We start from the raw sequence: 20,792 nt of genomic DNA, 5'->3' as shown, positions 1-20,792 counted from the left end.
GGAAAATCAGGAGGCAGGCGGGGTGTTCTGTTCCAGTGCCTGGCGGCGTTGCAGTGCCTGTTTCTGCAGGATATAGCGCGCCAGCAACTGGCGCTGGGCGTCGGTCATCTCGACGAATTCGGCGCCGATGTCGAACAGGCCGTCAGCGGCCTTGTCGCAGTGGGTCACCTTGGCCCGCAGCAGCAGGCCCAGGGCCTGGGGCATCAGCACCATCTTCACCGAGACGCGGCTGCCGGCGGTGATGGCCTGGGCCTGGTGCACCTCGACGCCACCTTCGGAGAGAGTCACCGGGCGCGCCTCGCCGATCTGCCCCAGCAGGGTTTGCGCAACCACGGCGCTGAGCAGGTCGATGCGTTTGTTCTGGGCCTTGAGAAAGGCTGCCAGGGTGCGGTCCTTGTCACTGAGCTGGCGCAGCAGGTGCTGGGACTCGAACTCGCTCAGGTGCAGTTCGCTGAGCAGGTTGAAGAGTGGTGAAGCATCTTGCAACAACTCGCCGCCCAAGGCCTCGGCGGCGCTCAGAGGGGTAATTTCCAGTGCGATCCTGTCCTCGATACGGTAGTATTCGCGGCGATCTTCTTCATCTAATGTCGACATGGCGAACCCATGGTAGCGGCGGTGGTCTGAGTGTAAAGCTGCTATTCAAGCCCCGCCACAAGGACGTTCCTCTTTCCTCCGAACAAGCCCCGACATGTTCAGACCTCTTTTCGTATTTATCGGTACGCGTTACACCCGTGCCAAACGTCGCAATCACTTCGTCTCGTTCATTTCGCTGACCTCGATGATCGGCCTCGCCCTGGGCGTGGTGGTGATGATCGTGGTGCTGTCGGTGATGAATGGCTTCGATCATGAAATGCGTACCCGCGTATTGGGCATGGTGCCCCATGCCACCCTCGAGACCGGACAGCCGATCAGCGACTGGCCAGCACTTGCCGATACAGTAAAGCAGAACCCGGCTGTGCTGGCGGTGGCGCCGTTCACCCAGATGCAGGGCCTGCTGACCCATGACGGCAAGGTACAGAAGGTGCTGCTCAACGGTATTGACCCGGCGCAAGAGCGCAAGGTGTCGATCATCGACGACTTCGTGCGCGAGGGTAAGCTCGACGCACTGGCGCCGGGCAGCTTCGGCATCATGATCGGCGACAAGGCCGCAGCCAAGCTGGGCGTGGGCATCGGCGACAAGCTGACCTTCGTCGCCCCCGAGGTCACCGTGACCCCGGCCGGCATGTTCCCGCGCATGAAGCGCTTCACCGTGGTCGGCATCTTCCACGTGGGCGCCGGCGAGATCGACGGCTACCTGGGCCTGACCAACCTGTCGGACCTGTCGCGCCTGCACCGCTGGAAGGCCGACCAGGTGCAGGGCCTGCGCCTGAAGTTCGACGACCTGTTCCAGGCACCCCGCGAAGCCTGGAACATCGCCCAGAAGCTGGGCGAGCACGAGTTCTACGCCCGTGACTGGACCCGCAGCCACGGCAACCTGTACCAGGCCATCCGCATGGAAAAAGCCATGATCGGCCTGCTGTTGCTGCTGATTGTCGCGGTGGCGGCGTTCAACATCATTTCCACCCTGGTGATGGTGGTCAACGACAAGAAGGGCGACATCGCCATCTTGCGCACGCTGGGCTCCACGCCGGGTCAGATCATGGCCATCTTCATGGTGCAGGGCACCGTGATCGGCGTGGTCGGCACCCTGATCGGCGCCGTGGTCGGCATTGCCGCCGCGCTCAACGTGAGTGCAGCGATTGCCGGCCTCGAGCGGTTGATGGGGCACAAGTTCCTCAACGCCGACGTGTACTTCATCGACTACCTGCCGTCCCAGGTCATGGCCGAAGACGTGTGGATGGTCTGCGGTGCGGCGCTGGTCCTGAGTTTCCTCGCCACCCTGTATCCGGCCTGGCGTGCGGCGCGCACCCAGCCTGCGGAGGCGCTACGTTATGAGTGAGTTGGGCATGAGTGATAAAGCAGTGCTGAGTTGCCGCAACCTGGGCAAGTCCTACGAGGAAGGCCCGGAGTCGGTGCAAGTGTTGTCGGGCCTGCAGCTGGAGCTGCACCCGGGTGAGCGCGTGGCGATCGTCGGCAGTTCGGGGTCGGGCAAGAGTACCTTGCTCAACCTGCTGGGTGGCCTCGATACCCCGACCCAGGGCAGTGTATGGCTGGCCGGTGAAGAGCTGTCGGCGCTGGGCGAGCGTGCACGTGGCCTGCTGCGCAACCGCGCACTGGGCTTCGTCTACCAGTTCCACCACCTGCTGCCGGAGTTCACCGCGCTGGAGAACGTGTGCATGCCGCTGCTGATCGGCCGCACGCCGATCCCCGAGGCGCGCGAACGTGCCGAGGCGCTGCTCACGCGTGTCGGCCTGGGCCATCGCCTGACGCACAAGCCATCCGAGCTGTCCGGCGGCGAGCGCCAGCGCGTGGCGATTGCCCGGGCGCTGGTCAACCGGCCCGGGCTGGTGATGCTCGACGAGCCTACCGGCAACCTCGACCACCACACCGCACAGGGCATCCAGGACCTGATGCAGGAGCTGAGCAGCTCCTCGCAGACCGCGTTCCTGGTGGTGACCCACGACCTCAACCTGGCGCGACAGATGGACCGTGTGCTGCGCCTGGAAGACGGGCGTCTGGTTTCGATCTGACCTGGCAGTACAGGTGGCCCGCCGTGCATGGCGGGCCCCGTGTTTCTTTTCTTTACCTGGGTGCTTCAGTTCATGTTCAGACCCTTGTCAATTTTCATCGGTGCGCGTTACACCCGTGCCAAGCGCCGCAACCACTTCATCTCGTTCATCTCGATGACCTCGATGATCGGCCTGTCCCTGGGCGTGCTGGCGATGATCGTGGTGCTGTCGGTGATGAACGGCTTCCAGCGTGAAATGAGTGCGCGGATCCTGGGCATGGTGCCGCATGCCGCCGTGCTGGGCGCCCAGCCGCTGGACAACTGGCAGGCGGTGGCCGATGCCGCGTTGAAGAACCCCGAAGTGCTGGCCGCTGCGCCGCTGACCGAGATGGAAGGCATGCTCTCCTACAAAGGCGCGATGCAGCCGATCCAGATCAGCGGCATCGACCCTGCGCAGGAAGGCAAGGTCTCGATCGTGGCCGACCACATCGTTCAGGGCCGGCTCGACGACCTCAAGCCGGGCGAGTTCGGCGTGGTGGTAGGCGAGATGACGGCGCGTCGGTTTGGCCTCAGGGTCGGTGACAAGCTGACCCTGATCGTGCCCGAGGTGAGCACCGCGCCCGGCGGCATCACCCCGCGCATGCAGCGCCTCAACGTGGTCGGCGTGTTCAAGGTGGGCGCCGAGCTGGATGGCTCCATGGGCCTGATCCACATGGCCGATGCGGCGAGCATGCAGCGCTGGGCGCCGAACCAGGTGCAGGGCGTGCGGCTCAAGGTCAAGGACCTGTATGCCGCGCCGCAGGTGTCCAGGGCGATAGTGGGCGAACTGGGCGAGCAGTACCGCGCCGATGACTGGACCCACACCCAGGGCAGCCTGTTCAGTGCCATGAAGATGGAAAAAACCATGATCGGCCTGCTGCTGATGATGATCATTGCGGTGGCGGCGTTCAACATCATCGCCACCCTGATCATGGTGGTGAACGACAAGGGCGCGGACATTGCCATCCTGCGTACCATCGGCGCGACGCCGGCGCAGATCATGGGCACGTTCATGGTGCAGGGCAGCCTGATCGGTGTGGTGGGTACCTTGATCGGTGGTGTGCTCGGTGTGATCGCGGCGCTCAATGTGAGCCAGATCGTCGGCTGGCTGGAGCGGGTCAGCGGGCAGCATATCTTTACCTCGGACGTGTACTTCATCAGTACGCTGCCATCGGAACTGCAATGGGGCGATGTGGCGCTGATCTGCACGGCGGGGTTGGTGATGAGCTTTCTGGCCACCCTGTATCCGGCGTGGCGTGCTTCGCAGGTCGAGCCGGCGTACGCCTTGCGGTACGAGTGATGCCACCGCTCTTGTAGGAGCCGGCAACGCCGGCTCCTACAGGGCTGCGTTGTGTTCCGGCAAGTCGATCAGGAACCGCGTCCACCCCTGCGCCGATTCGGCACTGATCACCCCACCATGCGCCTGCACGATCGAACGGGTGATCGCCAGCCCCAGCCCGGCGTGTTCGCTGCTGCCTTCCCGGCGTGCCGGGTCGGCCCGGTAGAACCGGTCGAACAGCCGCGGCAATAGCGCTGCATCGATCGGCGCCCCGCGATTGGCCACCACCAGGCGAACCCTGCCATCACCCTGCGCAATCTCGACCCGTATCTCGCCCTGTGCCGGGGTAAAGCGCAGCGCGTTGTCCAGCAGGTTGGACAGGGCCCGTCGCAGCATGTTGCGGTCTCCCGTCAGCTCGGCCAGCCCTTCGCGACTCAGGCTGATCTGTGCATCCTCGGCCAATGGCGCGTAGTACTCGATCAAGGCATCGGCCTCCTGGTCCAGCGCCAGGGGCTCGCGATTGGGCATCAGCAGGCCGTGGTCGGCCTTGGCCAGGTACAGCATGTCGTTGACCAGTTGCGCCATCCATTGCAGTTCCTCGAGGTTGCCGTGCAATGCCTCGCGATACTCCTCCAGGCTGCGCGGGCGGGTGAGGGTGACCTGGGTGTGGGTCAGCAGATTGGACAGCGGCGTGCGCAGCTCGTGGGCAATGTCGGCCGAGAAGGCCGACAGGCGCTGGAAGGCATCGTCCAGACGTTCGAGCATGGCATTCATGGTGCCGGCCAGTTGCGCCAGCTCTGGCGGCATCTGGGCCTGGGGCAGGCGTGTGGTCAGCGAGCGTGCCGAAACGCCGGCTGCCACCTCGCCCATCCGGCGCAGCGGACGCAAGCCGCGGCGCACGGCCCAGGCACCGAGCAGCGCGGTGGCCAGCGCCGAAAGGCCCATCGTCAGCCAGATCAGGCGCTGCATGCGTTGCAGAAAGTGCTGGTGGTGGGTGATATCCAGAAACAGGGTGAGCCGGCTGCCGCCTTCAAGCACCACGCACAGGCTGCGAAAATCCATGTCCTCGCTGCGCAGGGTGCTCAGGCCCGGTGTGTCGGGTGCGTCAGGCAGGCCGGGGCGGCTGGCAAACCACTGCGCCCCGTCGCTGCCACGAATGCGCAGTGCAAGGTCGGCCTGGTGGCTCAGTTCGCCGCGCAGCAGCGGTAGCCGCGCTGCCAGGCTCGGGCGGTCGTGCACGCCAACGAGCGCCTGGCGCAGTACCGACAGACGACTGTCGAGCAACTGCTGATCGAGCTCGATGAAGTGCGCCTCGCTGGCCCGGCTGAACAGGAGCCCCGCCGCCAGTGACACCGCCGCCGTGCAGGCGGCGAACAACAGCGCCAGGCGTGCGCCCAGGGACAATCTGCGCATCACGCCGGGCGCTCCTCGAGCACGTAGCCCATGCCGCGCACGGTGTGGATCAGCTTGTTGTCGTGGCCATCGTCGACCTTCAGGCGCAGGCGCCGGATCGCCACTTCGATCACGTTGGTGTCGCTGTCGAAGTTCATGTCCCACACCTGCGAAGCGATAAGCGATTTGGGCAGCACCTCGCCCTGGCGGCGCAGCAGCAGTTCGAGCAGGGCGAACTCCTTGGCGGTGAGGTCGATGCGTGCCCCGGCACGTTCCACCCGGCGGCGAATCAGGTCCAGGCGCAGGTCGGCCAGGTTCAGGGTGGTTTCCTGGGGCGGGCTGGCGCCGCGGCGCAGCAGGGTGCGGACCCGCGCCAGCAGTTCGGAGAACGCAAAGGGTTTGATCAGGTAGTCGTCGGCGCCCAGTTCCAGGCCATGCACGCGGTCCTCTACCGCATCGCGGGCCGTGAGGAACAGCACCGGGGTGTCGAAGCCGGCCTCGCGCACGGCCTGCAGAATCTGCCAGCCGTCACGCCCGGGGAGCATCACGTCGAGAATCAGCAGGTCGTAGTCGCCGCTCAGGGCCAGGTGCTGACCGGTATCGCCGTCGGTGGCCAGTTCGGTGCTGAAGCCGGCTTCGTTGAGGCCCTGGCGCAGGTAGAGGCCGGTCTTGGGCTGGTCTTCGACGATCAACAGTTTCATGGGCTTCTCGGCAGCGTTGGGGGCTGGGTTTATACCCTGTGGCAGGGTGCGCGGGGCAAAGCTGACAAAGTTGTAATGTTTTCGTCAGGTGGTTGCCAGCGGCAGTTTTCTACAGTGCGGGGCATGAGCTTGCACATGATAGAGGATGCACGATGAAACGCTTGATGATCGCGAGCGCCCTGGCGCTGTGGAGCCTGCCGCTGCTGGCGGCACCCGGGCACGAGTACGCCTTCGGCAAGCCGGCTGCGGCGGCGCAGGCCACGCGCACGGTGGAGGTCGTGATGGGCGACATGTACTTCGAGCCGCGCGCGCTGCAGGTCAAGGCCGGCGAAACGGTGCGTTTCGTGCTGGTGAACAACGGCCAGGTGCCCCACGAGTTCAACCTGGGGGATGCGGCCATGCACGCCCGGCACCAGCAGGAGATGCTCGCCATGCAGGGGCAGATGGATCATTCGGCAATGGGACATGGCGGCATGAATCATGGCGGTGATGATCATGGTGCGATGGGTAGCGGCGGCATGCAGCATGACGACCCGAACATGGTGATGGTGGCGCCGGGCAAGCGCGCCGAACTGACCTGGACCTTCAGCCAGAGCACGCCGATCGAGTTCGCCTGCAACGTGCCGGGGCATTACCAGGCCGGCATGGTGGGCAAGCTGACTATCGCCAAATGACCAATGCAGCGCGCAAACCCGATAAACTAGACCAATTTCGTCCTTCAGGTTTGAGCCATGCATCCCGCCGCCGAACATTCGCCACTGGGCAAGTCCAGTGAATACATCAGCACCTACACGCCGTCGCTGCTGTTCCCTATCCCGCGTGCAGCCAAATGGGCCGAGCTTGGGGTCACCGCGCAAACGTTGCCGTGGTCGGGTGTGGATTACTGGAACTGCTTCGAGCTGTCCTGGCTGCTGCCTTCGGGCAAGCCGGTGGTGGCCATCGGCGAGTTCGCCATCCCGGCCGATTCGCCGGCCATCATCGAGTCCAAGTCGTTCAAGCTGTACCTGAACTCGCTGAACCAGACCGAGTTCGCCTCGGCGCAGGCGGTGCAGGCCTGTCTGGTCAAGGACCTGTCTGCGGCAGCCGGCAAGCCGGTAGGGGTGCGTATCCGCAGCCTGGCCGAGGTTCAGCGCGAGGGTGTGATGGCGCTGCCGGGCACCTGCATCGATGACCTGGAGGTCAGCATCAGCAACTACGAGCAGCCACAACCGGAGCTGCTGCGCTGCGATGCCGAGCGTGTGGTGGAAGAAACCCTGCACAGCCATCTGCTCAAATCCAACTGCCCGGTGACCGGGCAGCCGGACTGGGGCAGCGTGACTGTCCATTACCGTGGCGCGGCGCTGGACCATGCCAGCCTGCTGACCTACCTGATCAGCTTCCGTCAGCATGCCGACTTCCACGAGCAATGCGTGGAACGTATCTACCTGGACCTCAAGCGCCTGCTCAACCCCGAAACCCTCACGGTGTATGCGCGCTACGTGCGCCGGGGCGGGCTGGACATCAACCCGTACCGCAGCACCGGGCCGGTCACCCTGAAGAACCTGCGCCTGGTTCGCCAGTAACGAAAAAGCCCCGTCCAGTGTGACGGGGCTTTCGTTTTTGCCGCAGGGTTCAGATGCCCATGCTTTGCAGGCTCTGAACGATGTTGCGCAGGGTGGCGGTCAGGCCCGGGTGCTCGACTTCGAAACGTTCGACGGCGAGGTTGACGCCGTCGACCAGGTTGTTGTCCGGGGTTACGGCCTCCAGTTCGATTTTCGCTTGGATCTGCGCCATCAGTTCGTGCAGCTCGACACGCTCCTGTTCCGAGAGCGGTGGGTTTTGCTCCAGTTGCTCGCGCAGGGCGTCGAGTTGCGCTTGAAGTTCGCGGGCAGGCATGGGTGTTCTCCCTCTATGAATAGGCTCAGACATGGACCCCGCGCGCGGGCGAAAGGTCCGTGCCTCGCTGTTCAGGTTAATCCACCCGGCGCCGCTTTGCATGACCCTGATCAATGTGCCTGTATCAGGGTTTTTCGCCCTTGAGGCGGCGCAGGCCGATATCGGCCAGGCAATCGGCCAGTAGTTCCAGTTGGTCGATCACCGAATGCACCCCCAGCCCGAACAGGTGAACGGTAGCCTTGCCTCGCTTGAGTTCGCGCTCGCGTTCCTCCAGTGCCTGCCAGGTAGCCTCGTCCAGCCCGCACAGCGAGCCGCACGAGGCCAGGCCCACGGTCCACAGCCCGGCGTTGAGCCCGGCCTGCAGCAGGCGCGGCTCGCCGCTGACCAGCACGCAGCCATCGAGCCGGTCGGCCTTGAGCTGCATCAGGGCGTGCCAGCAGGCATCCGGCGCGGGCCAGGGCGCGTGGCCGGTGGTATCCGGTCGGCGCACCCAGGCGGGCAGTGCCTGGCTCAGGTGCTGGCCCAGGGCAGCCGGCAGTTCGTCGAGCCAGGCACAGGGCACGCCGTGTTCCCGCAGCCAGTGCAGGGCGGGCAGGGCGCCTGGTGTAGGCCTGGCCGGTGCGTTGCCGGGCGCCTGGCATCGTGCGCCGAAGTCGACCAGGCAGCCGCGCAGGCCGAACAGCACGGCGGTGAAGGCGGGGGAATGGGGCATGGCAACGTCCCTGAAATAACCAGCAAGCCTAACGTCGGGGTGTGACCGTGGCGTGACGCTTTGATGACCTTCAGGCGGCTTTCACAAAATATCGACGCAGGTTGGAGGAAGCTGCCTAATCTGCCAGAGAGGCTTTATACTTGTTTCCTTTTGGCTGTCGACGGCCTGATGCCGGCGCAGTGCAATGTTTGCCTAGGAGAAATTTTATGCGTGGGATCGGTGCTGGCGTGATCGATCGTATGACCCGTGCCTGTGTCTGCGCGAGCCTGCTGCTGGCGCCGGTACTGGCCCAGGCGGCGACCGAGGAAGACCCGTGGGAGAGCATCAACCGGCCGATCTTCCGGTTCAACGACACGATCGATACCTACGCGCTCAAGCCGCTGGCCCAGGGCTACCAGTGGGTGACGCCGCAGTTTCTCGAGGACGGCATCCACAACATGTTCCGCAACCTTGGTGACGTGACCAACCTTGCCAACAACGTGTTGCAGCTCAAGCCCCACGCAGCCGGCGTCGATACCGCGCGGTTGATCGTCAACACCACCTTCGGCCTGGCTGGCTTCTTCGATGTGGGTACCAAGATGGGCCTGCAGCGCAGCGACGAGGACTTCGGCCAGACCCTCGGCTACTGGGGTGTAGGCAGTGGCCCGTACGTGATGCTGCCGCTGCTTGGGCCGAGCACCGTGCGCGATGCGATCGCCAAGTACCCGGACACCTACACCGAACCCTACCGCTACATGGACCATGTGCCCACCCGCAATACCGCAATCGCGGTGGACGTGGTGGACACCCGTGCCAGCCTGCTGTCGGCCGAGAAGATGATCCGTGGCGACAAGTACAGCTTCATCCGCAACGCCTACCTGCAGAACCGCGAGTTCAAGGTCAAGGACGGGGATGTAAAAGACGATTTCTGATCGTGATGCATGAAAAAGGCGGCCATGGCCGCCTTTTTCATGCCTGCTGCTCAGCTCATCGCAAGGATCTTGAGGCCCAGTTTCTGCTGGCCCTGGGGCTGATCGGCAATCCACACCACTTGCGTTGTGGCGTGCAGGCCCTTGAGTGAAGGGTGGTCCGAATCGATGCTGACGCTGAGGTTGTCTCCAACCTGAAAGGTTTTCGCTGCCTGTACCTGCATGCCGCTGCTCGAGAGGTCCAGGCACACCGCCGCAATCACTTGTTCGGCATGTATCAGGGTAACGTCGGTATCTACCCGCATCCTGATGAAATCACGCTTCTCGCTATAGTCGGCGTGGTTCTGGCTCATGCCTGCATCCTTCCATTGGGTTGCGATAGAAGGGGTTTTTATAACTCCCGGTGATTTGTGCTGTAAAGAGCACAGGCGACCATCGGTGCATGCTTGAAACCCCCGGCGGATGGGAGTACCGTCTGCGCCTTACAGGGCACCTCTGACATTTGCCGGGCAGGCCTTTTGTCCTACACCTGAAATGCAAGAGTGGCTAGAAGTGAATCCAGTAAGCGGGCCTCGTTTTGCCTGGCCGCCTACCCCAACCTATTTCTGGCGCCGTTTGCCCACATGCAGAAAAACAGTGCAACGCTGCTGATAATCGATGATGACGATGTAGTGCGTGCGAGCCTCGCCGCCTACCTGGAAGACAGCGGCTTCAGCGTCCTGCAGGCAAGCAACGGCCAGCAGGGTCTCCAGGTCTTCGAGCAGGAACAGCCTGATCTGGTGATCTGCGATCTGCGCATGCCGCAAATGGGCGGCCTGGAGCTGATTCGCCAGGTTACCGAGCGTGCCCCCGACCTGCCGGTGATCGTGGTATCGGGCGCGGGCGTGATGAACGATGCCGTCGAAGCGTTGCGCCTGGGTGCTGCCGACTACCTGATCAAGCCCCTGGAAGACCTGGCAGTGCTGGAGCACTCGGTTCGCCGGGCGTTGGATCGGGCGCATCTGGTACTGGAAAACCAGCGTTACCGCGACAAGCTCGAAACCGCCAACCGTGAGCTGGAGGCCAGCCTGCACCTGCTGCAGGAAGACCAGACTGCCGGGCGCCAGGTGCAGATGAACATGCTGCCGGAGAACCCGTGGAAGGCCGGAGACCTGCGTTTCGAACACCAGATCATTCCGTCTCTGTACCTGTCTGGCGATTTCACCGATTACTTTCGTGTCGACGAGCGACGCGTGGCGTTCTACCTGGCCGACGTGTCCGGCCATGGTGCCTCCTCGGCGTTCGTGACTGTGCTGCTCAAGTTCATGACCACGCGCCTGCTGTTCGAATTCAAGCGCGCCGGCACCTTGCCCGAGTTCAAGCCGTCCGAGGTGCTCGGGCATATCAACCGCGGCCTGATCAATTGCAGGTTGGGCAAGCACGTGACCATGGTGGGCGGCGTGATCGACGAGCACACCGGCCTGATGACCTACAGCATCGGCGGCCATCTGCCGTTGCCGGTGCTGTACACCCCGGACGACACCCGCTACCTCGAAGGGCGCGGCCTGCCGGTGGGGCTGTTCGACGAGGCCACCTACCAGGATCACGTTCTGGAGTTGCCGCCGCAGTTCAGCCTCACATTGCTGTCTGATGGCATTCTGGACCTTTTGCCTGGCGACACACTCAAAGATAAGGAGGCTGCCTTGCCTGAAATCATCAAGGCAGCAGGTGGCAGCCTGGATGGGCTGCGCCAACGATTCGAATTGGCTACGCTTGGGGAGATGCCGGATGATATCGCCCTAATGGTGTTGAGCAGGAACCTTCAATGAGTACTGGAAGAATCCAGTTTGCCGAGCAGAATGGCACCTTTGTTCTGAAGTTCGTCGGTGAAGTGCGTCTGACCCTGTGTTCGGCGCTGGATGCAACGATTGAAAAGATCTTCACGGCGCTGAATTTCTCGGCGATCGTCATCGATCTTACCGAAACCAACAGTATTGACAGCACCACTCTGGGCCTGCTGGCCAAGTTGTCGATCCTGTCGCGGCAGAAGGTCGGCCTGCTGCCCACGGTGGTGACTACCCATGCCGATATCACCCGGCTTCTGCAGTCGATGGGGTTCGATCAGGTGTTCAACATCGTCGATCGTCCAATCCCGTGCCCCGAGTGCCTGACCGATCTGCCGTCCCAGGACCAGAACGAAGAGGTGGTGCGCGCCAAGGTGCTGGAAGCGCACAAGATCCTCATGGGCCTGAACGACTCCAACCGCGAAGCCTTCCACGACCTGGTCAATGCCCTGGAGCGGACCTGATCGATCCTGGCGCCCTGTAGCGGGCGCCGAACTCACCTTTTCATTCAGCCTCGCGGGGAAACTCCGTGGGCGGCGCGCCGTTGGCGTTGAGCTGGAAGATGCGCTCGGGCTGCCCCTGCGCGTTGAAGAACACCTGGCCCAGCCCGGCGCTGTTCCACAGGCGCTCGCCGGCCTTGCTGTGCGCGGGTGTACGCGGCACCACCTGCATCAGGCGGCGCTTGGTGAACCAGTTCAACGGTGATCGTGGGGCATAGAGCCAGCGATTGAGTCGGTCGAACACATCGAGCAGTCGGCGCGGGAATTCGTTCTTGATGCCGCTGCTGGTGATCTGCCACAGGTGCGGGGCGCCGCGTTTGTGACGAATCATTACCTCGTACACGAAGGAATAGTGCACGTCGCCCGAGAGGATCACGTAATGCCCTGGCGTGCGCGAGTGACGGAAGATATTCAGGATCACCTGCGCGGCCCCCCGGTGCGCCATCCAGTTCTCGGCGTCCACCAGCAGCGGATAGCCGCACCAACTGAACACGCGCTGGATGGTTTCGATCAGCTTCACTCCAAACAGCGGGGCGGGGGAGACGATGATGGCCGAGGGGTGGTCCAGCAAGGCCTGCTGCAGTTCGCACAGCGCTTCCCAGTCCAGCAGCCCGGAGGGCTTTTGCAGCTTGCTCTCGCTGCGCCAGCGACGTGTGCGGGTATCGAGTACCAGCAGCGCAGGCTGGGTGGGCAGCACGAAGTGCCATTCCTGAAAGCGCAGCAGCTGTTTGATCAGGCCATCTTGCGCAGCGCGGTCGAAATAGCCGTCGTCATCGGCGCTGTGGCTCAGGGCCTGGCAGCTTTGCAGCAGCTCGCCAAACACGTCCGGGTTGTTGCCCCAGCCCTGGCAGAGCATGTAGCCGATCAGCGCGTTGCCGATGATGCGCCGCGAGAAGGCGTGCCCGTAGGCGGTTTCTTCCCATTGGGCCGAGAGGTTCCAGTCGTCGGTGATGTCGTGGTCATCGAAGATCATCAGGCTGGGCAGGTGCGCCAGTACCCGCGCCACGCCATCCAGCCCTTCGACGAAGCCCTTCAGGCAGTGCTGTTCGCGCTGGTAGCGGGCCTGGCGCTGGGTGGTCAGGCCTGATGGCATGGGGGTGTCGACCAAGGTCCAGGGCACAGGCGACCAGACCAGCAGGTACATGGCCATGATCTCGGCCAGGGTTACCAGGTGGTTGTCAGCGTTGCTGCTGGTGAAGATGGGTTTGCGCGTGCCGCCGAAAAAGCGCTCGCGCAGGGTTTCGTTGCTCTCCAGGGCTGGCAGCAGGTCGGCACGGTGATAGTAGCTGGCCGGGTGGCGGTACAGCTCGGCGCTGTTCTGCACCACGGCGCCTTCCAGGTGCTCGTGGTACAGGCCCAGCCGTTCGATCAGCCCGTGGATGGCCCGCAGCATGGGGCCGGCGACATCGTCGGCGTACACCTGGTCGCCGCTCATCATCAGCAGCGCCGGGCGCTCGGCGGGTGCGTGGGGCGCGGCCAGCAGGCGGTCGGCGCACAACAGGCCATCGGCGGCGGGGTGGTGCGGCTTGCGGCACGAGCCATGCAACAACTGGTCGAGGCGCTCGCGTATCACGAAGTTGGGCAGGCGGGCGCCTTCATACAGCAGGTGTGGGGCCCAGGTGGCGATGCCCTGGCCGCCGATCAGCACGTCGTAGTCGATCTGCACGTCGGTGGGCAGTGGGGTGTGCAGCTGGATATCGAGCAGGTGCACGAAGGCGTGCTGGCCGATGGGGATGACCTGACAGCTCAGGGTGTATTCGGTGGAGTGTTGCAGGTGCAGTTCGGGCTGCAACGGCTGTGAGCCGACCAGCCACAGGACCATGCGCGCAGGCTCCAGGCGGCGCAGCAACGGGCCGGCCAGTACCAGGGGCAGCGGGGTGTTTTCGGGCATTGATTACTCGAAGATGGATGGGTGCGCCTTCGGCGCTTCGCCGGCAATGCCGGCTCCTACAGTATCGTGCAGCCCTGTAGGAGTCGGCGTTGCCGGCGAAGAGGTCTGCAAGATCCAGCGTGCAAAACCACTAATGCTCCGCCTTCACACCTTGCCTGGCAAACCGTATTTGTATCAGGCCTTTGCAGCCAACAACGCCTCGAGTTTCTCCTGATCCCGCGCAAACTGGCGGATGCCTTCGGCGAGCTTCTCGGTGGCCATGGCATCTTCGTTGGAGAGCCAGCGGAACTGGCTTTCGTCGAGTGTCAGGCGTGGCTCGCCAGCCTTGCCCGGGGTGAGCTTGCGCGCCAGGGTGCCCTGGTCATCGTTGAGCTGCTGCAGCAACTCAGGGCTGATGGTCAGGCGGTCGCAGCCGGCCAACTGCTCGATCTGGCCGATGTTGCGGAAGCTGGCGCCCATGACCACGGTGTCGTAGCCGTTGGCCTTGTAGTAATCGTAAATACGCGTGACCGACTTCACGCCCGGGTCTTCGGCCCCGACATACTCCTTGCCGGTCGATTTCTTGTACCAGTCGTAGATACGGCCCACGAACGGCGAAATCAGGAACACCCCGGCATCGGCACAGGCAGCCGCCTGGGCGAAGGAAAACAGCAGGGTCAGGTTGGTCTGGATGCCTTCCTTTTCCAGCACCTCGGCGGCGCGGATGCCCTCCCAGGTGGAGGCCAGCTTGATCAGCACGCGGTCGCGGCCGATGCCGGCCTTGTCGTACAACTCGATCAATTGGCGCGCCTTGGTCAGCAGGGCAGGTTGGTCGAAGGACAGTCGGGCGTCCACTTCCGTGGAAATACGGCCCGGGATCACCTTGAGAATTCCGCTGCCCACCGATACCGCGAATGCATCGCAGGCAAGGCCCAGGTCGCCCTTGCTGTGCTTGAGCGCATCATCGAGCAGCTCGGCATAGCCGGGCATGGCGGCGGCCTTGAGCAACAGGGACGGGTTGGTGGTGGCGTCGACCGGCTTGAGCCGGCTGATCGCATCGATATCGCCGGTGTCGGCGACGACCGTGGTGAACTGCTTGAGTTGTTCCAGCTTGGAAGTCATGAGCGTGCTCTGTCCTGTGCGGTTGGACGACATTACCCGAGCGCTGCCGGCCGCTCAAGGGCTGTGCGGCAGGCTATCGGGGGAGGGTAACGATTGGAGTGTCCAGCCGCGCGCAGGTTCCTAGCGTCCTTCCAGCAGCAGCCCCGCCTGGTCGAGCAGGCCCAGGGGGTCGGTGCTCTTGTGGATGTCCACCGACAGCAGCTGGCGGAACTTGCGAGCGCCAGGGAAGCCCTGGCCCAGGCCGAGGATATGCCGGGTGACATGGTGCATGGCGCCGCCGTTCTGCAGGTGCTGGGCGATGTACGGGCGCAGCCTGGCCAGCGCTTCGCTACGGCTGATCACCGGGGCGTCGCTGCCGAACAGCTGCTGGTCGACTTCGGCCAGTACATAAGGGTTGTGGTACGCCTCGCGGCCGAGCATCACGCCGTCGAAGGTCTGCAGGTGCTGCTGGCATTCGGCGAGGGTCTTGATGCCGCCATTGAGAATGAACTCCAGGTCCGGGAAGTCGGCCTTGAGCTGCGCGGCGACGTCATAGCGCAGTGGCGGGATCTCGCGGTTCTCCTTGGGCGAGAGGCCCTCGAGGATGGCGATGCGCGCGTGTACGGTGAAGCTGCGGCAGCCTGCGTCGCGTACCTGGCCGACGAAGTCGCAGAGCTCGGCGTAACTGTCGCGGCCGTTGATGCCGATGCGGTGTTTGACCGTGACCGGGATCTGCACTGCGTCGAGCATGGCCTTGACACAATCGCCCACCAACCCCGGATGGCCCATCAGGCAGGCGCCGATCATGTTGTTCTGCACGCGGTCGCTGGGGCAGCCGACGTTGAGGTTCACTTCGTTGTAGCCGGCGTTTTGCGCGAGTACGGCGCAGGCGGCCAAGTCCGCCGGCACGCTGCCACCCAGTTGCAGGGCCAGCGGGTACTCGGCTTCGTCATGGCGCAGAAAACGCTCGGCGTCGCCATGCAGCAGGGCGCCGATGGTGACCATTTCGGTGTAGAGCAAGGCATTGCGCGACAGCAGGCGCAGGAAGAAGCGGCAGTGGCGGTCGGTCCAGTCCATCATAGGCGCAACAGAAAACCTCCTGACTACCGTATTGGTTGGGGTTGCTGGGGTTTGTGCCTGAATCTGTTGCATTTGTGTGTCTCTGATTGATTCCGGATTGTTCCGGTTCTTGCTGGTTTTGCTTTGCTTGTCGCTACAAGGTGAGCAACCTCAAACAGTCATATAGCAAAGCCCCATGGGAACCATCACGCAGAGCAAGCGCAAGGACGGATGGACAGCGAATATTGTGCAGATCCGGAACGTAAAAAAGGGTGAGACAGTCTATCAGGAAAGCCAAGCGTTCGACCGGAAGGCGTCGACCCAGGCCTGGATCAGGAGGCGCGAAGCGGAGCTGTATAAGACAGGCGCGATCGAGAAGGCCAGCCGAAACGCTGACGGGGGCTCAGTACACACTGACGGGCGCAGGCTCACAGTCCGACGGGACGCTCACCTCGGCATCTGCTGCTGGTGTGCTTTCAACGCCCGGCGCCACGCTGACCGTTTCCCGGGTGATGATTGCGGTTCAGCCGACAGATCTGCGCAACCAGGGCAGGTTTTTGGCTGAGACGCATGAGAAAGTTTTTGACCGGCTGACCATGCTGATCCAGCAAGGGCTTGCTGGCCTGAACAGGGCTCTCAAACGACCCATCGGAAAGAGCTACTTCGACGCCGAGGGGCGACGTATTGCAAGCGTGGCAGATCCTGTTCTCCTGCAAGACGCAGCGACAAAGAATTGGTCTGAGGACTACCTTGGCGGACTGGTCGGAGGGCTGGTCGGAAATCCAAATCTTGCCTCGGGTGTAGGTTACATCACTCCAACCGGGAAGCTTGGCTCCGTTCAAGACATGGTCGATGTCGTCCACCCGGAAAAGGGTGCGTACTACATCGCTCGAGCAACTACGCACCTTGATAGTTTGGACCAGCTGCGGGAACTTCGCGGCCGATACGACGGTGATTTTGCGGAAACCATGCAGTACAGCACTGCCCGGCCGGGCGTCGGCGGTGCGCGCTACCAGTGGTCTGCATCATCTATTGCCACTGCGAACAACTCCATCATCATCCAGGTAGTCGGAGTTGCTATGGGCCGCTGGTTGATACAGCTCGAAGGGCCGCTCCGCATGACCCAGGCCGGTGCGATCCCCGACTACTCTGGCAGCACGGGCACTGGAAACCGTCTTGCGATGAACGAAGCATTGAACGCCAGGCCGCACGTACTCGTCGACGGCCACTTCGGGGTCACGTTCGACATTGCAAACCTTGGCGGCGGCCTGATCTTCAACAATGACAGCACCATGCTTGAATTTTCCAACAACGGTAAAATATCCGCGTTAGCGCACAATGCAACCATCTATCAATGCTTAGGTTCTGGGATAGAAACAATTGACGGGTTATTGCTGCGAACCTTGACGGTCGACGCGATCTGAACGGTGCGACTACTGGAGAATTCGGTATGGGAATCGAAATCCGAGGCGGTCGTAACAACCGATTTGAGTCAGGCGCGATCGCCAACAACATGTGGGGCGAAGGTTACTACGTTGGGCATTCCAACACTACAGGTACTTCTCGGAACACGGTTTTCCAATCGCCAAAAGCTGATAATTGCCGACGCCAAGGGATGTTCATTGTTTCAGCCAATGGCCTCGATGTGTTCTCACCATACATGATAAACATAGCCGGGACGTCGCCGCAGGCGGGCATCGATATCGAGCCAAACTCAAACGAGGACATTCTCTCCGGCATCAAAATCTACAACCCAATAACTATAAACTGTGTAGGTGCTGGGATTGTGGTATTGCTGGGGGCTCTTAGTGGTGCTGCTAATAAAGTCGTTGATATCAATATCTACGGCCATGTTGATAGCGGCAGCGCCTCTGGAGCTTATGCGGATGGTGGGAATCCAGGCCTAGGATCAATAAAAGGTAACATTGTGTTCCACGATTCAACGTGGAACAACAGCAAAAACAGCGCATTCGCGTCGGTTAACCACGGACATACCTCTGCGGGCATTTCGGTGCTCAGGCCAATGGCACGAAACCCGAACCGGAACGCAGGAACTTCTCAAACCGTGTTCGCTGTATTCGCCACAAATCGCCCAGCAGGAAGCGCCAAGACATACCCTATAGGTAACGTCAAGATCGTCGAACCTCGCGTGATTGTTACGTAAGCGCTCCATAAACCCCACATTCAAAGTCACCACCTGATCCCCGATGCTGTGCTCCCGATTCCTTTCCGGAGCCAGCACCTCATGATGCGTCCCGACGCAAAAGTCGAAAAAGTCTATCTCTATCCCAAGCCTGTCGACTTCCGAAAATCCATCGACGGCCTCGCCGCTCTGGTCGAACTGGACATCAAGGTCGCGGTGTTTGACCCGGTGCTTTTCGTCTTCCTCAACAAGCCTCGCAATCGAGTGAAGATTTTGTATTGGGAGCGCAACGGCTTTTGCCTTTGGCTAAAGCGCCTGGAATCCGAGCGCTTCAAAACATCGCCGGATTGTTCGGATGAAGCCATCGTGCTGACGGTTCAAGAACTCAACTGGTTATTGGATGGTTTTGATTTGTGGCGCAACCGTCCGCATCAATTTTTGACGCCTCGATTCGTCGCCTGATTCGGTATAGTCCAGGGCATGATTTCCATGCCCAAAGACCTTCCTGACGACCCTGTTTTGCTCAAGAGACTGCTTGAGCAAATACTGAGTGAGCGCGAGTCGGATAAGGGCAAGATCGTTCATCTCGAAGAAGAAAACGCGCTGTTGCGTCAGCGTCTTTTCGGGCGCAAGTCAGAGCAGACTGCCGATCCTGCGACCCCGCAAATGGGCTTGTTCAACGAAGCTGAAAGCGTCGACGAGTTGGTCGACGAAGCGGTTGAAGAAGCGTTCGTAGCGCCGACCAAGCGACGGGGCAAACGCAGGCCTCTGCCCGCCGATCTTCCGCGTATCGAGGTCATTCACGAACTGCCCGAGCACGAGCTGACCTGTGCCTTCGGTTGCCGCAAGCACGCCATTGGCGAGGAAATCAGCGAGCAGCTCGAGATCGTGCCGATGCAAATTCGCGTGATCAAACATGTGCGCAAGGTCTACGCCTGCCGTGGCTGTGAAACCGCGCCGGTTACCGCTGACAAGCCGGCGCAACTGATCGAAAAGAGTATGGCCAGCCCCAGTGTGTTGGCGATGTTGTTGACGACCAAATACGTCGACGGCCTGCCACTTCACCGCTTCGAAAAAGTGCTGGGCCGCCACGGTATCGATATTCCACGCCAAACCTTGGCGCGCTGGGTGATCCAGTGCGGCGAACATCTGCAACCCTTGCTCAACTTGATGCGGGATCGACTGCTGGAAAGTCGCGTCATCCACTGTGACGAAACGCGGGCCCAGGTGATGAAAGAGCCCGGTCGGGAACCCACCAGCCAATCCTGGATGTGGGTGCAAACCGGCGGGCCACCGAATCAGCCGGTGATCCTTTTTGACTACTCGACCAGTCGGGCGCAGGAGGTTCCGTCGCGCCTGCTCGAAGGTTATCGCGGCTACCTGATGACCGACGATTACGCCGGTTATAATGCCTTGGGTGCGCAATCCGGTGTCGAGCGTTTAGGCTGCTGGGCACATGCGCGACGCAAGTTTGTCGAGGCGCAAAAGGTGCAGCCTAAGGGCAAAACCGGGCGTGCGGATATCGCCCTGAATCTGATCAACAAGCTGTACGGTATCGAACGAGATTTAAAAGAAGTCGGCGATGAACATCGCTATGAAAGCCGACAGCAAGACAGCCTGCCGGTGTTGGCCCAGTTGCACGCCTGGCTGGAGAAAACTCAGCCACAAGTGACGGCGCAAAATGCCCTGGGCAAAGCCATCAGCTACCTGGCCAGCAACTGGATCAAGTTGGTGCGCTACACCGAAGCCGGTTACTTGCCACTCGACAACAACACCGCCGAGCGTGCGATCCGGCCCTTCGTGATCGGGCGTAAGAACTGGCTGTTCAGCGACACGCCCAAAGGCGCGACGGCCAGCGCTCAACTTTACAGTTTGGTCGAGACGGCTAAAGCCAACGGCCAAGAGCCCTATGCGTGGCTGCGCCACGCACTTGAGCGCCTGCCACAAGCCTCGAGCGTAGAAGACTTCGAGGCCTTGCTACCGTGGAACTGCACGCCGCAAATTCCAAGATAGCCGTAGAACCCCACCTTTAAAATGTGGGGTTCATGGAGCGCTTACGGAGTAACACCGCTAAGTTCTTGCTGAAGCTGGCTCACCCATCGACGAAGCGCCGACTCGACCAATCCGAGCGAACGGGCGGCTTCGATATGGCTGTAGCCTTGGTCGAGCACCAGGCACGCAGCCTCGCGCTTGAACTCAGGGGTAAAGGTACGACGTTGCTTGGTCATCAGACACCTCCCTATGGCGAGCATTCTCGCCTAAATGGGTGTCCGGTTTCATTAGGCCACTACACTATGAGTCCTACGCTGACTGGGCGTCTTTGGCGGCTCGTGGAGCCCACGGAGAATCGCTGCCGACAAACTCCGAAGGCATTCGACTGACACAGACGAGGGCTTCAGCTGCCGGTCAGATGACTGGGTGCCGCCTTGTTGGCACCGCCCCTGGCTCTAAGGTCGTTCGCCAGGTCGGCGTGGCGCTGACTATCTTCACGATGCAGAGTAACTACCTGAACGGGAACGTCGATATGGCAGTTGGCATCAACGATGGGCTTGTCAGAGACAACCTGTTCCGGAACTTCTCTGGATCGATCGTGCTCGGCGCCGCCACCATTGCCTACAACAACCCAGGCTGGCTTGACTTTGTCACTGCCGGAGCCTCGCCTGTTCCAGGGGCGATCAAGGCTTGGATGCCATACCGCCGAGGAGCAAACACCTACTATATGCCCCTGTATCAGCCGACGACGATGTAATCGCAGCCCTCTGCCCGCAGAGATGGCAGAGGG

Annotated in this window: 22 protein-coding genes and 2 pseudogenes; 14 read left to right on the top strand and 10 right to left on the bottom strand. The window is 62.0% G+C overall.

Going from position 1 to position 20,792, the window contains the following annotated elements:
- Nucleotides 1-6 precede the first annotated feature (6 nt).
- Entirely contained in the window at nucleotides 7-594 is a 588-nt protein-coding gene (locus CR917_RS18290) for a PilZ domain-containing protein (RefSeq protein ID WP_043864553.1), read from the bottom strand.
- A 94-nt stretch (nucleotides 595-688) separates the two neighbouring features.
- On the opposite strand from CR917_RS18290, the gene CR917_RS18285 reads away from it, so the two are divergent.
- The 3 genes from CR917_RS18285 (at nucleotide 689) to CR917_RS18275 (ending at nucleotide 3,947) form a co-directional block, all read left to right on the top strand.
- Nucleotides 689-1,939, top strand: coding sequence for a lipoprotein-releasing ABC transporter permease subunit (locus CR917_RS18285; RefSeq protein ID WP_054916186.1), 1,251 nt, complete (start codon nucleotides 689-691; stop codon nucleotides 1,937-1,939).
- Between the two features lie 7 nt (nucleotides 1,940-1,946).
- Nucleotides 1,947-2,630, top strand: coding sequence for a lipoprotein-releasing ABC transporter ATP-binding protein LolD (lolD, locus tag CR917_RS18280; RefSeq protein WP_173925058.1), 684 nt, complete (start codon nucleotides 1,947-1,949; stop codon nucleotides 2,628-2,630).
- 72 nt (nucleotides 2,631-2,702) lie between these two features.
- Nucleotides 2,703-3,947, top strand: a complete 1,245-nt coding sequence (locus CR917_RS18275; protein WP_043864660.1) for a lipoprotein-releasing ABC transporter permease subunit — start codon at nucleotides 2,703-2,705, stop codon at nucleotides 3,945-3,947.
- A gap of 36 nt (nucleotides 3,948-3,983) precedes the next feature.
- Here CR917_RS18275 and CR917_RS18270 read toward each other — a convergent pair whose 3' ends face one another.
- Complete coding sequence (locus tag CR917_RS18270; protein WP_104572763.1) at nucleotides 3,984-5,342, bottom strand: heavy metal sensor histidine kinase; 1,359 nt, start codon at nucleotides 5,340-5,342, stop codon at nucleotides 3,984-3,986.
- The gene (locus CR917_RS18265) at nucleotides 5,339-6,019 is read right to left on the bottom strand and encodes a heavy metal response regulator transcription factor (protein ID WP_043864549.1); all 681 of its coding nucleotides are present in this window, start codon (nucleotides 6,017-6,019) and stop codon (nucleotides 5,339-5,341) included. The genes CR917_RS18270 and CR917_RS18265 overlap by 4 nt, the downstream gene beginning before the upstream one ends.
- A gap of 152 nt (nucleotides 6,020-6,171) precedes the next feature.
- Between CR917_RS18265 and CR917_RS18260 the strand changes: the two genes are divergently transcribed.
- Nucleotides 6,172-6,693, top strand: coding sequence for a plastocyanin/azurin family copper-binding protein (locus tag CR917_RS18260; protein WP_043864548.1), 522 nt, complete (start codon nucleotides 6,172-6,174; stop codon nucleotides 6,691-6,693).
- A gap of 57 nt (nucleotides 6,694-6,750) precedes the next feature.
- Nucleotides 6,751-7,581, top strand: a complete 831-nt coding sequence (gene queF / locus CR917_RS18255; protein ID WP_054916181.1) for an NADPH-dependent 7-cyano-7-deazaguanine reductase QueF — start codon at nucleotides 6,751-6,753, stop codon at nucleotides 7,579-7,581.
- Between the two features lie 49 nt (nucleotides 7,582-7,630).
- Here the strand turns inward: queF and CR917_RS18250 are convergent, their stop codons facing one another.
- Together CR917_RS18250 and CR917_RS18245 are read right to left on the bottom strand one after the other, a co-directional pair.
- Complete coding sequence (locus CR917_RS18250) at nucleotides 7,631-7,894, bottom strand: DUF4404 family protein (RefSeq protein ID WP_043864546.1); 264 nt, start codon at nucleotides 7,892-7,894, stop codon at nucleotides 7,631-7,633.
- A gap of 124 nt (nucleotides 7,895-8,018) precedes the next feature.
- A complete protein-coding gene (locus CR917_RS18245) occupies nucleotides 8,019-8,606 on the bottom strand; it encodes a phosphonoacetaldehyde phosphonohydrolase-related protein (RefSeq protein ID WP_104572762.1) in 588 nt (195 codons plus the stop codon).
- A 206-nt stretch (nucleotides 8,607-8,812) separates the two neighbouring features.
- Here CR917_RS18245 and CR917_RS18240 point away from each other — a divergent pair, with 206 nt between their 5' ends.
- On the top strand, nucleotides 8,813-9,517 hold the full coding sequence (locus tag CR917_RS18240; RefSeq protein ID WP_043864544.1) for a VacJ family lipoprotein: 705 nt from the start codon (nucleotides 8,813-8,815) through the stop codon (nucleotides 9,515-9,517).
- A 50-nt stretch (nucleotides 9,518-9,567) separates the two neighbouring features.
- Here CR917_RS18240 and CR917_RS18235 read toward each other — a convergent pair whose 3' ends face one another.
- Nucleotides 9,568-9,867: a PilZ domain-containing protein gene (locus CR917_RS18235; protein WP_043864543.1), complete on the bottom strand. Its 300-nt coding sequence runs from the start codon at nucleotides 9,865-9,867 to the stop codon at nucleotides 9,568-9,570.
- 270 nt (nucleotides 9,868-10,137) lie between these two features.
- Here CR917_RS18235 and rssB point away from each other — a divergent pair, with 270 nt between their 5' ends.
- Both rssB and rssC read left to right on the top strand, forming a co-directional pair.
- Nucleotides 10,138-11,322, top strand: coding sequence for a two-component system response regulator RssB (gene rssB / locus CR917_RS18230; RefSeq protein ID WP_043864542.1), 1,185 nt, complete (start codon nucleotides 10,138-10,140; stop codon nucleotides 11,320-11,322).
- Nucleotides 11,319-11,801, top strand: a complete 483-nt coding sequence (gene rssC, locus CR917_RS18225) for an anti-sigma factor antagonist RssC (protein WP_043864541.1) — start codon at nucleotides 11,319-11,321, stop codon at nucleotides 11,799-11,801. Before rssB ends, rssC begins: the two co-directional genes overlap by 4 nt.
- Nucleotides 11,802-11,841: 40 nt before the next feature.
- Here the strand turns inward: rssC and CR917_RS18220 are convergent, their stop codons facing one another.
- The 3 genes from CR917_RS18220 to dusA form a co-directional block, all read right to left on the bottom strand.
- On the bottom strand, nucleotides 11,842-13,728 hold the full coding sequence (locus CR917_RS18220; protein WP_078479608.1) for an alkaline phosphatase D family protein: 1,887 nt from the start codon (nucleotides 13,726-13,728) through the stop codon (nucleotides 11,842-11,844).
- Nucleotides 13,729-13,902: 174 nt separating this feature from the next.
- Nucleotides 13,903-14,829 (bottom strand): transaldolase, encoded by a 927-nt coding sequence (tal, locus tag CR917_RS18215; RefSeq protein ID WP_104572761.1) that lies wholly within the window; start codon nucleotides 14,827-14,829, stop codon nucleotides 13,903-13,905.
- A 120-nt stretch (nucleotides 14,830-14,949) separates the two neighbouring features.
- Nucleotides 14,950-15,960: a tRNA dihydrouridine(20/20a) synthase DusA gene (dusA, locus tag CR917_RS18210; RefSeq protein ID WP_104572760.1), complete on the bottom strand. Its 1,011-nt coding sequence runs from the start codon at nucleotides 15,958-15,960 to the stop codon at nucleotides 14,950-14,952.
- Between the two features lie 103 nt (nucleotides 15,961-16,063).
- Between dusA and CR917_RS27785 the strand changes: the two are divergent.
- The 5 genes and pseudogenes from CR917_RS27785 to CR917_RS18185 all read left to right on the top strand — a co-directional run.
- Nucleotides 16,064-16,255 (top strand): annotated as a pseudogene (locus CR917_RS27785) (site-specific integrase); the annotation flags it as partial.
- 82 nt (nucleotides 16,256-16,337) lie between these two features.
- Nucleotides 16,338-17,291: a hypothetical protein gene (locus CR917_RS18200; protein WP_218278983.1), complete on the top strand. Its 954-nt coding sequence runs from the start codon at nucleotides 16,338-16,340 to the stop codon at nucleotides 17,289-17,291.
- A 26-nt stretch (nucleotides 17,292-17,317) separates the two neighbouring features.
- On the top strand, nucleotides 17,318-18,031 hold the full coding sequence (locus tag CR917_RS27320) for a hypothetical protein (protein ID WP_158255598.1): 714 nt from the start codon (nucleotides 17,318-17,320) through the stop codon (nucleotides 18,029-18,031).
- A gap of 81 nt (nucleotides 18,032-18,112) precedes the next feature.
- Nucleotides 18,113-18,472 (top strand): IS66 family insertion sequence element accessory protein TnpB, encoded by a 360-nt coding sequence (gene tnpB / locus CR917_RS18190; protein ID WP_256589717.1) that lies wholly within the window; start codon nucleotides 18,113-18,115, stop codon nucleotides 18,470-18,472.
- Between the two features lie 18 nt (nucleotides 18,473-18,490).
- Nucleotides 18,491-20,023, top strand: a complete 1,533-nt coding sequence (locus CR917_RS18185) for an IS66 family transposase (RefSeq protein ID WP_104572757.1) — start codon at nucleotides 18,491-18,493, stop codon at nucleotides 20,021-20,023.
- Between the two features lie 44 nt (nucleotides 20,024-20,067).
- Here the strand turns inward: CR917_RS18185 and CR917_RS18180 are convergent.
- A pseudogene (locus tag CR917_RS18180) lies at nucleotides 20,068-20,238 on the bottom strand (transposase); the annotation flags it as partial.
- 242 nt (nucleotides 20,239-20,480) lie between these two features.
- Here CR917_RS18180 and CR917_RS18175 point away from each other — a divergent pair.
- A complete protein-coding gene (locus tag CR917_RS18175; RefSeq protein WP_146095025.1) occupies nucleotides 20,481-20,759 on the top strand; it encodes a hypothetical protein in 279 nt (92 codons plus the stop codon).
- The last annotated feature ends 33 nt before the right edge of the window (nucleotides 20,760-20,792 follow it).

The sequence above is a fragment of the Pseudomonas sp. BRM28 genome (genome assembly GCF_002939405.1).
Taxonomy (GTDB): domain Bacteria; phylum Pseudomonadota; class Gammaproteobacteria; order Pseudomonadales; family Pseudomonadaceae; genus Aquipseudomonas; species Aquipseudomonas palmensis.
The sequence above is the reverse complement of the archived record's forward strand: the minus strand, read 5'-3'. Positions and strand labels throughout refer to the sequence as shown.

Excerpts from the sequence above, each read along its gene's own strand:
- CR917_RS18290 (WP_043864553.1), bottom strand. The coding sequence starts at position 594 with ATGTCGACATTAGATGAAGAAGATCGCCGCGAATACTACCGTATCGAG.
- CR917_RS18285 (WP_054916186.1), top strand. The coding sequence starts at position 689 with ATGTTCAGACCTCTTTTCGTATTTATCGGTACGCGTTACACCCGTGCC.
- lolD (WP_173925058.1), top strand. The coding sequence starts at position 1,947 with ATGAGTGATAAAGCAGTGCTGAGTTGCCGCAACCTGGGCAAGTCCTAC.
- CR917_RS18275 (WP_043864660.1), top strand. The coding sequence starts at position 2,703 with ATGTTCAGACCCTTGTCAATTTTCATCGGTGCGCGTTACACCCGTGCC.
- CR917_RS18265 (WP_043864549.1), bottom strand. The coding sequence starts at position 6,019 with ATGAAACTGTTGATCGTCGAAGACCAGCCCAAGACCGGCCTCTACCTG.
- CR917_RS18260 (WP_043864548.1), top strand. The coding sequence starts at position 6,172 with ATGAAACGCTTGATGATCGCGAGCGCCCTGGCGCTGTGGAGCCTGCCG.
- queF (WP_054916181.1), top strand. The coding sequence starts at position 6,751 with ATGCATCCCGCCGCCGAACATTCGCCACTGGGCAAGTCCAGTGAATAC.
- CR917_RS18250 (WP_043864546.1), bottom strand. The coding sequence starts at position 7,894 with ATGCCTGCCCGCGAACTTCAAGCGCAACTCGACGCCCTGCGCGAGCAA.
- CR917_RS18245 (WP_104572762.1), bottom strand. The coding sequence starts at position 8,606 with ATGCCCCATTCCCCCGCCTTCACCGCCGTGCTGTTCGGCCTGCGCGGC.
- CR917_RS18240 (WP_043864544.1), top strand. The coding sequence starts at position 8,813 with ATGCGTGGGATCGGTGCTGGCGTGATCGATCGTATGACCCGTGCCTGT.
- CR917_RS18235 (WP_043864543.1), bottom strand. The coding sequence starts at position 9,867 with ATGAGCCAGAACCACGCCGACTATAGCGAGAAGCGTGATTTCATCAGG.
- rssB (WP_043864542.1), top strand. The coding sequence starts at position 10,138 with ATGCAGAAAAACAGTGCAACGCTGCTGATAATCGATGATGACGATGTA.
- rssC (WP_043864541.1), top strand. The coding sequence starts at position 11,319 with ATGAGTACTGGAAGAATCCAGTTTGCCGAGCAGAATGGCACCTTTGTT.
- CR917_RS18220 (WP_078479608.1), bottom strand. The coding sequence starts at position 13,728 with ATGCCCGAAAACACCCCGCTGCCCCTGGTACTGGCCGGCCCGTTGCTG.
- tal (WP_104572761.1), bottom strand. The coding sequence starts at position 14,829 with ATGACTTCCAAGCTGGAACAACTCAAGCAGTTCACCACGGTCGTCGCC.
- dusA (WP_104572760.1), bottom strand. The coding sequence starts at position 15,960 with ATGCAACAGATTCAGGCACAAACCCCAGCAACCCCAACCAATACGGTA.
- CR917_RS27320 (WP_158255598.1), top strand. The coding sequence starts at position 17,318 with ATGGGAATCGAAATCCGAGGCGGTCGTAACAACCGATTTGAGTCAGGC.
- tnpB (WP_256589717.1), top strand. The coding sequence starts at position 18,113 with ATGATGCGTCCCGACGCAAAAGTCGAAAAAGTCTATCTCTATCCCAAG.
- CR917_RS18185 (WP_104572757.1), top strand. The coding sequence starts at position 18,491 with ATGATTTCCATGCCCAAAGACCTTCCTGACGACCCTGTTTTGCTCAAG.